This window comes from Mesorhizobium sp. WSM4312 (genome assembly GCF_002294875.1).
Taxonomy (GTDB): Bacteria; Pseudomonadota; Alphaproteobacteria; order Rhizobiales; family Rhizobiaceae; genus Mesorhizobium.
In genome coordinates, this window is the sequence record NZ_NSFU01000039.1 from 18,239 (window position 1) to 31,273 (window position 13,035).

Sequence of the window (13,035 nt, forward strand, 5' to 3'; positions counted from 1 at the left end):
CAGGAGGATCGGATGAAAGCGGTGATTCAATGTGGTGGGATGGGTACGCGCCTTCGGCCCTTCACCTCGGTCCTACCGAAACCCTTGATGCCGATAGGAGCCAGGCCCGTTCTTGAGCTGCTTCTGAAGTGGCTGCGGCGCAACGGCATCGAGGAGGTCTATATCACGACCGGGTATCTCGGGCACCTGATCCGCAGCGTCTGCGGCGACGGATCGCAATGGAATCTGAAGATCAAATACACGCAGGAAATGGAGCCATTGGGCACCATTGGGCCTCTCTCTCTGATCAGGGATGAACTGAACGACACCTTTGTCGTGCTCAACGGCGATGTTCTTACCGACCTGAGCCTCAGCCGGTTTGTGGCGGCGCACCGCATGCACAAGGATCCGGTTACGATCGCTACGGCCTGCCGCCTCATCAAGATGGATTTCGGCGTCATCGACGAGGTCGACAATGCCGTTCAGCTCTTCCGGGAAAAGCCGACGCTTTCCCACCTCGTCAGCATGGGGATTTACTGCATGAACCCGGATGTCCTGCGGTTCATTCCTTCCGGCATCCCATTCGGGTTCGATGACCTGATGCTTCAGATGATGCAGGGCGGCACGACGGTACACGTGTACAAGCATGACGGTCTCTGGCTCGATATCGGTCGCGTCGACGACTTCCAGAATGCGCAGGCGATTGCCTGGGAAGAGCAGTCGACCTCGATCGAGGTCGCGGCCGCGGCCGCATGAAAATCCGGATGTAGAGGCCGAACCCACCACAAGGATTTTTAGGAGGTCAACATGCTCTTGGTAAGCGCCCCGATCCTAGGCGTGCCGGAGAAGGCAGCCCTGTCAAAGGTGATTGACAGCGGCTGGCTTACCATGGGTGAGCAGGTGCGCGCTTTCGAACTGGCCTTTGCCGATATGCATGGCGCGCGAGATTGCGTGGCGGTCGGTTCCTGCACCGCGGCGCTTCATCTCATCCTGCATGCACTGGGAATAGGACCTGGCGACGAAGTACTGGTCCCGTCGCTGACTTTCGTGGCGACCGCGAATGCGGTGCTTTATGTAGGGGCGACTCCGGTCTTCGTCGATATCGAGTCGGTCGACGTGCCGTTGATGTCGCTCGCGGAAGCCGAAGCGCGGTGCACATCACGCACAAAGGCGGTCATCCTCGTTCACTTCGCGGGCTATCTCGCCAATCGGGAACAATGGCAGCGGTTCGCCCGGGTTCGAGGGCTCCATATCATCGAGGACGCCGCGCATGCGCCCGGCCTGAGGGAAGTGGGGACGTTCGGCACTGCGGCCGCCTTCAGCTTCTACGGCAACAAGAACATGACAACGGCGGAAGGGGGCGCCGTGATCGCTCGCGATTCCGATCTTCTCGACAAAATCCGCCAAGCCCGGGGGCACGGGATGACCAGCGGGACCCATCAGCGGCTGAACAGCCGTACCCCGCAATATGATGTCACGATGCTCGGGTTCAACTACCGCATGGACGAGATGCGGGCGGCGATTGGGCTGGTCCAGCTGCAGAACCTGCAAGAGTGGAACGAGATCAGACGTATCCTGGCCGTCCTGTATCGGCGCCTCATCGCGGAGCATTGCCCGGCCGTGACCATTCCATTCAGCGAACCCCGGACGTCGGCTCACCACATCATGCCGGTCCTTCTGCCGCGCTACGCAAGGCGGCAGGACGTGATCGACGAATTGCGGACGCAGGGGATACAGACCACGATTCACTATCCGCCGGTGCATCAAATGACGTTCTATCGCGAGCGTTATCCCGGCATCACTCTGCCGCGTACAGAGGACTTTGCTCAGCGAGAACTGACAATCCCATTGCACCCCCAGATCACCTCGACTGTCGCCGAGGCGGTTGTGGCTGCACTCGCAAGCGCACTCAACGGCGACGCCCAAGCAGGAACTGCGGCATGAGCGCACTGGACCTTTCCCTTCACCGGCACTTCGTCTCAAGCACCGCTCACGGCTTGGCAAGACGCTCGATCGATCTCGTGGTCGCGGGCGCCGCGCTCATCATATTTGCACCGCTGATGCTTTTGATCGCCGGCGCGCTTCTGCTCGAAGGCGGTGGCTCGATCTTGTTCGCACAGACCCGCATGGGAGCTGGTGGCCGACCCTTCCGCATGTACAAATTTCGCAAGTTCGGTGTGAACTGCGATTCCCAAGGCCTTGCACTGACCGTCGTGGGCGACAGCCGTATGACGACGGTGGGCCGGTTCCTCGCGGCAACAAAATTCGACGAACTGCCGCAGCTGTGGAACGTCCTCAAAGGCGAGATGGCGATCGTCGGGCCACGACCCGAGAGCATGGCTTTCGCCGATTGTTTCCGCGGCGGCCTCGAGGCCGTCCTGCAATACAAGCCCGGCCTGCTTGGGCCAACCCAGGTTCTCTTCCGGCACGAGGCGCATTTCTTCCCCCGATCCGCGGATCCGATCCTGTTTTATCGGGAGGTTATGTTCCCCGCCAAGGCCAGACTCGACCTCTCCTATTATCCTCAGCGCACCATCGTCTCCGACATCGTGTGGATGGCGCGTGGCGTCCTGGCGGTTGTCGGCTGGGTTCCATCACAGCCGATCGACGTATGAACCCCAAAAGGAAAGCGCTCCAGTCAGCCAAGGGAATGCGCAGTCATGAGCTACAATGGCAAGAAAGTTCTGGTGACAGGCGCGGATGGATTTATCGGTTCGCATCTCACTGAGGCGCTCGTCCGCAACGGCGCGGATGTCACGGCTCTGGCGCTCTACAATTCCTTCGACAGCCATGGATGGCTGGACGATTTGCCGGACAAGATCCGCAGCCAGCTGAAGCTCGTCCGCGGTGACGTCCGCGACAGCGCCTTCCTGAACCGGATCGTGCGCGGTCAAGCCGTCGTGTTTCACCTGGCCGCGCTCATTGCGATTCCATATTCCTACGCGGCTGCCCAGTCCTATGTGGAAACCAACATCCTGGGCACGGTGAACGTTCTTGAAGCGGCGCGTCAATGGGAGACGGAGCGGGTGGTGCATACCTCCACGAGCGAGGTCTATGGAACCGCCCAGACCATGCCCATCAGCGAAACGCATCCGTTGCAGGGACAGTCGCCCTATTCGGCATCCAAGATCGGCGCCGACATGATGGCGGAATCCTACGCCAGGTCGTTCGATGTCCCCGTGGTGATCATGCGGCCCTTCAACACCTATGGTCCGCGCCAGAGTGAGCGCGCCATCGTGCCGACCATCATCCGGCAGGCCCTCGATCCGAATTGCCCCGCGATCATGGTCGGCGATACGAGCCCGATCCGTGACCTGACCTTTGTCGAAGACACCGCGGCAGCCTTCCAGACCGCGGGCCTGGCCGGGCTCGAATTCGGCCACGCCTACAATGCCGGCAGCCAACGCGCAGTGACCATCTCCGACGTATTGGATCTTGTCCTCGAACTAAGCGGTTCCAAGAAACCGGTCCATCGTGACGAAAGGCGTTTGCGGCCGCAAAATTCGGAGGTTCGCGCCTTGCTCGCCGATTCTTCGCGTTTTGAAGGCGAGACCGGGTGGCAGGCGCAGACCAGCCTGCGCGATGGGCTGGAGCGAACGATCGCATGGTGGCGCGCGCGCCTTAGTGAAGGCCGGGTACGGCGCGAAATGGGTTACATGACATGACCCTGCTCCGCCGGCACATGTTGGCACTGCTGCTGATTGCCGGTGCCATGTTCGCGACTATTCATATGATCGGGGGTCGCGAAAGCAGCGCATCGCAAACGGTGAAAAACCTGCCGGACTATCTTGGCCAAGCAACGGATCCCTGGTCCGGCGCGACTTTCGTACGGATCACCGAACCCGGAATTCTCGGCCTCGCGGGTGTCTGCGGGAAGAAATACTGCACCCACCGTTACTCGAGTGCACAGGCCTGGAATGCTGATCAGAGCCTTCTCGTGATCGTCAATGGTTGTGGCGGCATGTGCTTTCTCGACGGGCACAGCTACGTGCCATTGTTCCACCGCGACCGCTCGAATGAAACTGAATGCGAATGGCATCCAAGGGATCCCCAGCTGATGATCTGCGTTGCTGGCCGGCGGATTTCGACCTGGGCGCCACGCACAAATCATGAGGATGTCGTGTTCGACACGGCAGCCTACAGCAAACTTCAGTTCGGGCCTTACAAAGGCAATCCGAGCCGCGACGGCAACCGCATTGCGGTGCGTGCAACGCGCAATGACGGCAAAGCGGTGGTCTTCGGCTACGACCTCAAGGAGCGGCGGAAATTCCCGGATATCGATCTTACCGCGCTTCCGGGAACCACCGGCTCCTGCTCGATCTCTCCGCTCGGAATCAATATTGTGTGCTCACAGGCATTGTCGGACGACCATGAACCGACCTTCGTCTTTTCCATCGACGGCGTCTTGCAACAGAAGTGGATGGAGCACCACCGTCCCGGTCACGGCGACATGACGGTCGATGCCGACGGCAGCGAAATATATGTCGGGATCAGCAAATCGGATCCCGACATATATCAGGTGATCAAGCGCCGATTGGCCGACGGCAAGGTCACGTCGCTGATGAAATATGGCGAGGCCATGCATGCGTCGCTCAGGTCCCTGGACAGGCCCGGCTGGGTGTTTCTGAGCTATGGCGGGACGCCAGCCGAAGTATCGCAGCACCCGGACTGGGCGCCTTACGCGCAGCAGGTCATTGCGGTGCGCACGGACGGCAGCGGAGAGGTCCGCCGTATCGTGGAAACGCAGAACGCCCACTTCGACTACTGGAGCGAGACGCATGCCTCGCCCTCGCCGGACGGCTCGCAGGTGATCTGGTCGAGCAATTGGGGTGTGCCCGGTGGCCCGGTATACGATTTCGTTACCCGTGTTGAATGGCCTTCGGAGCCGGTGCCGAACCAGAAGGAGATTGTCGCAAATGGCCTTCAGTAAACGAACCGTTCTTGCCGCGGTTGCGGTGATGTCCCTGACATCGGTGGCCGCCGCAAGCGAAGCCGAGCCCTATCAACTGTCGCCTGGCGATACCGTCGAGATAGGGATAGCGCCGATCCCGGATCGAGCCCAGCGCGCCGTGGTCCAGATGGACGGCAATATCGCCCTTCCCGAAGCCGGGATGATCATGGTCGCAGGCCTCACGGCGTCTCAATTGCAGACGCGCATGCAAGCGCTTTTGCCGACCAAGATCTTTCACGTGCGTCTGGCCGATGGACGGGAGCAGATGGTTGTCGTCAAGCCAGACGACGTGACCGCCATCATCGTGGAGTATCGTCCAATCTACGTGATGGGCGACGTGCTCACCCCGGGACAACAGGCCTACCGTCCGCTCATGACCGTACGGCAGGCGCTTGCCGTCTCCGGCGGCTTCAGCCTTTTGCGGTCACGCGCGGGCCAAACAGGCCCCGATCCGGTTGATCTCAGGCGCGATTACGAAACACTTTGGGGGGATTACACCAAAGACTATTTTCACGCCGCCCGTGTCCGCGCCGAACTTCAGGGCCAGGCGGATTTCGACAAGCAGACGCCGCAGGGGTCACCTCTGTCGCCCAGCGTCGGAGCCGCGATCGCCCAGGCTGAAACCGAGGGGCTGAAGATTGCGCTGAGCGATTTCCAGCAGGAGCAGGCTTTTCTTGAGAGGGGCGAGAAGGATGCGGCCGACCAAATCGAGGTTTTGCAGAAGCGCGAACAGGTCGAGGCCGAGAGCGTGAAGGCGGATCAGGAAGACCTGGCGAAAGTAACCAAGGCGTTTGATGCAGGCAATCTGACCAACACTCGGCTCGCCGATGTCAGGCGCGCCTTGCTTCTGTCGTCGAGCGGTGCGCTGCAAACCTCGGTCGAGCTCATGAGAGCGCGGCGCCAGCAGGAGGACTATGTCAGGCAGCACGAACGCAATGACAATCAAAGGAGGATTGCCTTGCTGACGGATCTGAAGGAGACCAACGCGCGGCTGGCCGATGTCACCGCCAGGCTCCACGCCGCCAGCGAGAAGCTGCAACCGACCGGTGCGTCCGCCCAGCCATTGCCGATTGCCGGCGAAACAATCCGGGCTCAGGTCACGATCGTCCGCAAGGTCGGCGATGAATGGCGCAAGCTGTCGGCTGACGAAGACACGATCGTGATGCCGGGGGATACTGTCGAAGCCAGGTTCAGCAGTGATCTGCAAAGCGCGGCAATCCAATAGGCCGCCTCAGTCGCAGTCCGATAAAATGGGTGGGGAGCCTACTTGTTCGATCAGGGTGTCGAACACAACCGAACGGGAGAGACAGGTGAGGCTCAATTCCAGGCATGGGGTGAAGCCGCCGCCGCCGAACGCGGCTCACATGGCTCAGTCGGCAAGTTACGCTTTCGGTACGCCTTCAGCATCGCGAGTTCCGTGGGCAAAGCCGCAGACCGGTGAGCCCGGAATTTGGCAGGAGCTGACGTCCAACCAGCAGGTCCACACGCAGGGCGACCGGGTGTCGCACGACTACAGGGCCAGCCACTGCGCGCCGGGCTACGGCGCGCAATACAACAAAACGCACGAGTCCGGCTATTATGGCGCGCTTTGGGAGAAAATCGAAAAGCCTTTGATCCTGGACGTTCTTCGCCCAATGGGCGGAGCCGGCCGAAACTGCCTCGATTTCGCATGCGGAACAGGTCGCATCGCCAACGTTGCTGCCGGGCTCTTCGGCGAGGTGGTCGGCGTCGACGTCTCCAAATCGATGCTCGACTGCGCGCAAGTTCCGCCCAATGTGCGATTGCTTCAAATCGATATGACAACGCGGGCCCTCGGCGAGACCTTCGACGTCACAACCGCATTTCGCTTCTTCCTGAACGCCGAGGATCAACTGAAGCGGGATGCGCTGAAGGCGATAAATGAGCATCTGAAGGACGGTGGGCGACTTGTGTGTAACGTTCACATGAATGCGACTTCACCCATCGGCATGGCCTCCCGGCTGCTCAATCGGTTGTTTGGACGCACAGTTCGCCACACGCTGAGCGCGGCAACGTTCAAGGAGCTCCTGACCGCGTCGGGGTTCCTTGTCGAGGAGATGATACCTTACGGCTATCTGCCCCGGCCGGGTAACCTCTTGCCAAGGGTGTGTGAAGCGTTGATGGAGCCCTTCGAGAAGGCGTCCAGAACTCTTCACGTTCCTGGACAGCTGGCGCAACATTTCCTGGTTATCGCGAAGAAGCGCTAGACGACAATCGCACACTCAATTGGCTCCGTGAAAACGGCCGGGAGCCGATTGGCTGGGGAGCGACTCACCCTCCGAAAGGGACGGCGCGGTGTCGGTCGCACTGCCGGGAACGCGACCTCCACAGCCTTCCGGGACACCTCAAAACGGCAGTTTTCCCCTGATTTAATGCGCCAGGTCCGGGTTTTTCGGACCGGCGCCACGATTTCGCTACATTTTGACCGAAGGCCACGTACGTTAGTGGGGCGTAAATTAGAGGACAATGAGGGATACGCTCCTGAAAACCCAAAAATTGACCGTGGCCATTGGGGCCAATGAGCTTGCGCAACGATTTCTCACCGGAGGTCGCAAGCGATGAGCTCCGGAAGGATACGTTCGCCCGATCTGCGTGGCGCCATGCTCGGCGCCGTGCCCGGGCTGGTAGGCGTCGGCGTCTTCTCGGCGGTCATAAACCTTCTCGCCCTGACCGGCTCCGTCTATATGCTGCAGATCTACGACCGCGTTCTGCCTTCGCAGAGCGTTCCGACACTTGTCGGATTCACGATCGGAATGCTGGGTCTTTACGCGGTCTACGGATTGCTGGATTTCGTGCGGCTTCGCCTCCTGGTTCGAATAGGCAATCGTCTCCATAAGAATCTGCAGCAAAGGGTCTTCGGCCTCTCGCTGTCCTTACCGCTCATCGGCGGGCAGGACGCGAACCGGATACAGCCGCTGCGTGATCTGGATCAGATCCGCGGCTTCCTTTCAGGATTGGGGCCGACCGTCATCTTCGACGCGCCCTGGATACCGTTTTATCTGCTGATCATCTATCTTCTGCATCCTGCGCTCGGTCTGCTGGCAACAAGCGGCGCGATTATTGTCGTGCTGCTCACGGTGATAGCGGAAGTCCTTGGCCGCGCATCGGCGGCGCGCGCGTCCGAGACGCTGGTGTCGCAACGCAATCTTGCCGATTCTGGCCGCCGCAACGCGGAGGTTGTGCGCGCGATGGGCCTTTCCGGGCGGCTTGCCCGCCGCTGGAGCGAGATCAACCACGCCTATCTCACGCACCAGGAACGGCTTTCCGACATTGTCGGCGCCACCGGTGCCCTCTCGAGGGCGCTGCGGATGGCCTTGCAGTCCTCAGTTCTGGGACTGGGCGCCTATCTCGTGATCGGGGGGGAAGCGTCGCCAGGTGTCATCATAGCATCGTCGATACTGCTGGGCCGCTCGTTGGCTCCGGTTGACGCGGCGCTGGCAAACTGGCGAGGCTTCGCGGCTTTCCGGCAAAGCTATTCCCAACTGGCCACGGCGCTGGCTGTCGTCGGTGGGCATGAAGAAGTCATGGAACTGCCGCGCCCGCAGGCGGCGCTTGCGGTAGAGGACCTGACAATAGCGCCGCCGGGCCAGCAAAAACCGACGGTGGCCAATGTCAGCTTTACCCTGTCTGGGGGCGCGGGAATGGCCATTGTCGGCCCGAGCGGTTCTGGAAAAACGACACTTGTGCGCGCTCTGGTGGGCGTGTGGCAGCCCCTTCGCGGAAGGGTAAGGCTGGACGAAGCCTCGCTCGACCAATGGAGCCCGGAAGAGCTTGGTGCTCATGTCGGCTACCTGCCGCAGGACGTCGAACTGTTTGACGGGACGGTTGCCGATAACATTTCGCGATTTGGCGGCAAGGACGACGCCAAGGGCGTGCTGGCAGCTGCCATGGCCGCCGGCGTCGACAAGATGATCATGCGGTTGCCGAATGGTTTTCAAACACGCGTAGGCGAGGGCGGGGCAGCCTTGTCGGCCGGACAGAGGCAACTCGTTGGGCTTGCCAGGGCACTTTATGGCGACCCGTTTCTGGTCGTCCTGGACGAGCCGAATTCAAACCTGGACGTCGATGGTGATGCTGCCCTGGCCGGCGCCATCCTGGGGGTGCGCCGACGTGGGGGCATCGTCATCATTGTTGCGCACCGTCCTTCTGCCCTCAGCAATATCGACAAGGTACTCGTCATGTCGAATGGGATGCTTCACTCCTTTGGCTCGCGCGAGGAGGTCCTGGCCAATGTCATCCGGCCTTTCCCGACCCCTGCCGAACGGCAGGCGTCGGTTGTTCCGATGCAGAAAGGGGTGAGCGGTCATGCGTAAGGTGCTGTTTCATGTCTGACGCGACGATGGTTTCGTATGCTCCGTTCGATAACGGGAGCCGAAGGGCCGAGGCGAATTCGGTCGAGGCGCGCGATGATATCAGGGGCAACCTGATCCTGGGCGCGGCGGTCACGGCCATGTTGGTTGTCGGCGGCGGGCTTTGGCTCGGTTTGACCAAGATCGCCGGCGCGGTGATCGCGCCTGCCACCGTGGTGGTCGAAAGCAACATCAAGAAGGTCCAGCATCTGACGGGCGGCACGATCGGTGGCATCTTCGCGCAAGATGGCGACCATGTGCGGGCTGGCGATGTGGTGGCCAGGCTGGATGACACGCTGACGCGGGCCAACCTGCAAATAATCAGCGAGGATCTTGATCGCACAACCGTCCGGCTTGCACGGCTGGAGGCTGAGCGGCAAGGCCTGCCGGAAATGCAGCTTCCGTCCAACCTTCAAGAACGGATGGGCGACCCGGAACTGGCTGCACTGGTCAGAGGAGAGCGCACCCTTTTCGAAAGCCGCGCAACGGCGTTGACGGGGCAGAAGGCACAGTTGCAAAGCCGCTCGAGCCAACTCGAACGCCAGATCGATGGCCTCAAGGCGCAGCAGGCCGCGGAAGACCAGTCCGTGGTCCTGCTCGACGGAGATCTTGGCGATGTCCAGGCGCTCTTTACAAAAAAATTGGTGTCCAAGGAGCGACTGAGCAACATCAGATTGGATGCCACCCGAGCGCACGGAGAATCAGGACGCCTGGCGGCCGCGGTCGCTGAGGCACAGGCCAAGATTAGCGAGACCGAACTGCAAATTCTTCAGCTGGATGAGCAAAGGCGCAGTGAAGTAACGAGCGAACTTCGTGAAACCGAAGCCAAGCAGACCGAACTCAGCGAGCGCAAGGTCGTGGCGCAAGACGAACTGACCAAAACCAACATCCGCGCTCCGCAATCGGGAACGGTGCAGGAATCGGCTATCCACACGATCGGCGGAGTGATCGCTCCGGGGGAGGTGGTCATGATGATCGTCCCCGACACCGACAACCTCGTCGTCGACGCGCTGATCCCCCCCTCGCGCATAGATGACGTTCGTCCAGGCCAGCACGTCTCGATCCGGTTTCCGGCCTTCGATGCCGGCACCACGCCTGCTTGCCAGGGGTCGGTCAAGCGCATCTCGGCGGATCTGATCAAGGATCAGCAAAAACAGCTTTCGTATTTCTCGGCGCGCATCAATGTCGAGAACAAGGCGGCCTGCCTGACCGATGCCAAGGTGCTCAAACCTGGCATGCCGGCAGAGGTTCACATAAGCACCGACGAACGCAGCGTCTGGTCTTATCTGCTGAAGCCGCTGACGGATCAGATGTCCAGGGCTTTCCGCCAATGACGTGACGAACTGTTGGAAGCGAGCCGCAAAATACGATCAGCTAGCTCCTCCTACGACGCGGTGAGCGCCCTGCGGCGGACACGGCGAGCGGTGCGCACCGCTCGCTCCGCCGTCACCGGAACCTTCTTGGCCACATCGTTCGTATGCGGCAAGGCGTTCGTGGTGCCACGGAGCCTCTCATAGGGCAGCAGTTCCCTGATCCGGGCGTTGAGCGATGCAATTTCGGCCCGCAGGTCTTCGCATTCCTGCCGGCGGATATCGAGTTGTAGCTGATCGGATGCCTGCTGCAGCGAAAGCTGTGAGAAATTGGCGGTTATCTTCGAAAGGTTCAGCTTGTCGGTCTCGGCCTCCTTGGTGAGGGCCGCCAACCTTTCGTCCGCCACCTGTTTTTCCGCCACCGCGTCGCTCCATTGAAGCTTGAGCCTGGCGATCTCGGCCGATGCCTCGCTGTTTGCGTTCGAGGCGACCTCCAGTCGCGAATGGAGGTTCTGAATCTCGGAACGCAATCCCCGGATCTCGGCACGGCTGCGTTCGAGCCCGGCATCCTTGTCCGCCTCCATGATCCTGGCGGTTTCCGTCACTTCCGACAATTTCGCCTGGGTGGCCTCGAGCGCGGTGTGGAGCCGTGCCGCTTCCTTTTCGCTCTTGCCGAGCGCACCAAGCACTTCGGAATTTCGCGCGGCTTCGTTGGCATGGATCGTGGAGAAGGCGTCCAGCCGGTGCCGCGCCTCGTCCTCTCGCTTCAGCGCCTTTTCCAGGTCGATCGACAGGCTGACATTCTTTTCACGCAACAGTTTGTTTTCGCGCGCGCGCCTGTCGGCCTCGACGGTTGCGGCGGCAAGCGTGTTTGTGAGGTCTCCGAATTCCGCTTGGTTCTTGGCGTTGGTGTTCGCGGCTTCCACAAGCTCCAGCCTTGCCGCGGCCAATGCGCCACGAAGCGCCTCGGCGTCCTGAACCAGGCTTGCCTCGCGCTGCTGCAGGGCCTCCACCATGCTTTCGCGCTCATGCTGCCTTCGGGTCAGGTCATTGACCTTGTCCGACAGGCTCTTTTGCTCTGCGGTCAGGTTTAGATTGGCCAGCTCCAGTTCGTTGGCGCGGAGAATGTCGGCATGAAGGATGTGAAAGAATTCAAAGGTCAGCTGATGTGTGCTTGCGATCTCTGACAGTTTCGCGTTGATCTCCTCGAAATGGAGCTTCGCATCGCGAAACAGCCCGTCAAAGGAACTCAAGGCAGCCATACGGCTCTGCGTATGAGAGGTCAGTCGCCGCAAGGGTTCGGGAGTGCCGGCATCTTCGGCGCCGGCATCATCCTCGGTTTGCGCGCGGTCGCCTTGTTCGCTGTTGTCGTCTGGGATGGGCGGCTCGTCCGCGGTATCGTCCATTGCCAGCGCCGACAGGTCATCCAAGCCAAGGCACTCGTCAACGGCATCAGCCAAGTCAGCTTCGAGATCCTCGAATGACTTCTCCACATTGTTGTCGGCACGTCTGATCAGATCTCTGAACTTCATGCCCTGCATCCCCCTTCCGCATGCCTGGACCCAGCAAGGCGCGGACTGAGCTTCCTTCTGTATCGAGAGATCAGTTCGGCGTCTTCGTTCAATCAAACGATGCCAGGTGCCGGCGGTTCAGCGCCTTAACGGCAACGAGTCTTCGGTCTGGCGGTCGCCGATCACCTCAACCCACCTTTGTGACCCATGCCAGGATGGCTTTTGCGTCGGATGGTCCTTCTCGTGTTCATCTCTGGTTTTTCGTTGCGTGGATCCCAGCGCCGCTCGCTTTCCGGCACGCGAGGCAGTCGGGAGCGCTTTCGCGTGCAAGCCCCAGACAGATCAAGCGGCCCGACAGCCTCTTATAGGGGGGCATCAGGCGGCCGGGCCTAACCGGCTGTTGGGTGTGTTTTGGTTTGCCGGCTGCCTCAACATGCGCCTGGGCCGACGGAAGCGCATCATTCGAACGAACTGTTCGTCGGGCGGCTTCACGCGGCCAACGACGCAAACTCCGCCACCTGGACCCACGCCACTTCGCAGCACGATGGTTTCTGGTCGCGATTAAGGCCGTAGGCTCCTTCGAATGAACGATCAGCCCGTAATCAAGGAGGGGTATCTTGCCTTCTGCGGCGATATGGCCGGAATTCTGCAGGGGCAAAACCATGTGCGGCATTGTTGGAATCGTCGGGCACGCGCAGGTTACGCCGCTCATCCTTACCACGCTGAAGCGGCTGGAATATCGCGGCTATGACTCGGCCGGCGTCGCCACCATCGAGCATGGCGAGCTCGCCCGCCGCCGCGCCGAAGGCAAGCTGGTCAACCTCGAACGCCGGCTCAAGGAGGAGCCGCTCGACGGCACGATCGGCATCGGCCACACACGCTGGGCCACCCATGGCGTGCCCAACGAGACCAACGCG

The 13,035-nt window shown here is 60.9% G+C and carries 10 protein-coding genes and 1 pseudogene; 10 read left to right on the plus strand and 1 reads right to left on the minus strand.

The window, feature by feature from the left end; genetic code table 11:
• Window positions 1–12: 12 nt before the first annotated feature.
• The 9 genes from CK228_RS33905 (at window position 13) to CK228_RS33945 (ending at window position 10,631) form a co-directional block, all read left to right on the plus strand.
• Complete coding sequence (locus CK228_RS33905) at window positions 13–735, plus strand: sugar phosphate nucleotidyltransferase (protein ID WP_019860119.1); 723 nt, start codon at window positions 13–15, stop codon at window positions 733–735.
• A gap of 51 nt (window positions 736–786) precedes the next feature.
• Window positions 787–1,923 carry a DegT/DnrJ/EryC1/StrS family aminotransferase gene (locus CK228_RS33910; protein WP_095790604.1) on the plus strand — a complete coding sequence of 379 codons (1,137 nt, stop codon included), beginning with the start codon at window positions 787–789 and terminating at the stop codon, window positions 1,921–1,923.
• Window positions 1,920–2,594 (plus strand): sugar transferase, encoded by a 675-nt coding sequence (locus CK228_RS33915; protein ID WP_095776087.1) that lies wholly within the window; start codon window positions 1,920–1,922, stop codon window positions 2,592–2,594. The genes CK228_RS33910 and CK228_RS33915 overlap by 4 nt, the downstream gene beginning before the upstream one ends.
• Window positions 2,595–2,639: 45 nt before the next feature.
• A complete protein-coding gene (locus tag CK228_RS33920; RefSeq protein WP_019860115.1) occupies window positions 2,640–3,644 on the plus strand; it encodes an NAD-dependent epimerase/dehydratase family protein in 1,005 nt (334 codons plus the stop codon).
• Window positions 3,641–4,909 carry a hypothetical protein gene (locus CK228_RS33925; RefSeq protein WP_095790605.1) on the plus strand — a complete coding sequence of 423 codons (1,269 nt, stop codon included), beginning with the start codon at window positions 3,641–3,643 and terminating at the stop codon, window positions 4,907–4,909. Before CK228_RS33920 ends, CK228_RS33925 begins: the two co-directional genes overlap by 4 nt.
• Window positions 4,896–6,155 (plus strand): polysaccharide biosynthesis/export family protein, encoded by a 1,260-nt coding sequence (locus CK228_RS33930; RefSeq protein ID WP_095790606.1) that lies wholly within the window; start codon window positions 4,896–4,898, stop codon window positions 6,153–6,155. Before CK228_RS33925 ends, CK228_RS33930 begins: the two co-directional genes overlap by 14 nt.
• A gap of 139 nt (window positions 6,156–6,294) precedes the next feature.
• On the plus strand, window positions 6,295–7,155 hold the full coding sequence (locus CK228_RS33935; protein WP_095790607.1) for a class I SAM-dependent methyltransferase: 861 nt from the start codon (window positions 6,295–6,297) through the stop codon (window positions 7,153–7,155).
• Window positions 7,156–7,506: 351 nt separating this feature from the next.
• Window positions 7,507–9,261, plus strand: coding sequence for a type I secretion system permease/ATPase (locus CK228_RS33940; protein WP_095790608.1), 1,755 nt, complete (start codon window positions 7,507–7,509; stop codon window positions 9,259–9,261).
• A 26-nt stretch (window positions 9,262–9,287) separates the two neighbouring features.
• Entirely contained in the window at window positions 9,288–10,631 is a 1,344-nt protein-coding gene (locus CK228_RS33945; RefSeq protein WP_095790609.1) for an HlyD family type I secretion periplasmic adaptor subunit, read from the plus strand.
• A 50-nt stretch (window positions 10,632–10,681) separates the two neighbouring features.
• On the opposite strand, the gene CK228_RS33950 is transcribed toward CK228_RS33945, so the two are convergent.
• Window positions 10,682–12,139 (minus strand): hypothetical protein, encoded by a 1,458-nt coding sequence (locus tag CK228_RS33950; protein WP_095790611.1) that lies wholly within the window; start codon window positions 12,137–12,139, stop codon window positions 10,682–10,684.
• Window positions 12,140–12,780: 641 nt separating this feature from the next.
• Between CK228_RS33950 and CK228_RS33955 the strand changes: the two are divergent.
• A pseudogene (locus CK228_RS33955) lies at window positions 12,781–13,035 on the plus strand (glutamine--fructose-6-phosphate aminotransferase); the annotation flags it as partial.

What these genes read in the sequence shown, in the direction of transcription:
- CK228_RS33915 (WP_095776087.1), top strand. Translation starts at nt 1,920, where the DNA reads ATGAGCGCACTGGACCTTTCCCTTCACCGGCACTTCGTCTCAAGCACC.
- CK228_RS33950 (WP_095790611.1), bottom strand. Translation starts at nt 12,139, where the DNA reads ATGAAGTTCAGAGATCTGATCAGACGTGCCGACAACAATGTGGAGAAG.
- CK228_RS33945 (WP_095790609.1), top strand. Translation starts at nt 9,288, where the DNA reads ATGGTTTCGTATGCTCCGTTCGATAACGGGAGCCGAAGGGCCGAGGCG.
- CK228_RS33930 (WP_095790606.1), top strand. Translation starts at nt 4,896, where the DNA reads ATGGCCTTCAGTAAACGAACCGTTCTTGCCGCGGTTGCGGTGATGTCC.
- CK228_RS33920 (WP_019860115.1), top strand. Translation starts at nt 2,640, where the DNA reads ATGAGCTACAATGGCAAGAAAGTTCTGGTGACAGGCGCGGATGGATTT.
- CK228_RS33940 (WP_095790608.1), top strand. Translation starts at nt 7,507, where the DNA reads ATGAGCTCCGGAAGGATACGTTCGCCCGATCTGCGTGGCGCCATGCTC.
- CK228_RS33905 (WP_019860119.1), top strand. Translation starts at nt 13, where the DNA reads ATGAAAGCGGTGATTCAATGTGGTGGGATGGGTACGCGCCTTCGGCCC.
- CK228_RS33925 (WP_095790605.1), top strand. Translation starts at nt 3,641, where the DNA reads ATGACCCTGCTCCGCCGGCACATGTTGGCACTGCTGCTGATTGCCGGT.
- CK228_RS33935 (WP_095790607.1), top strand. Translation starts at nt 6,295, where the DNA reads ATGGCTCAGTCGGCAAGTTACGCTTTCGGTACGCCTTCAGCATCGCGA.
- CK228_RS33910 (WP_095790604.1), top strand. Translation starts at nt 787, where the DNA reads ATGCTCTTGGTAAGCGCCCCGATCCTAGGCGTGCCGGAGAAGGCAGCC.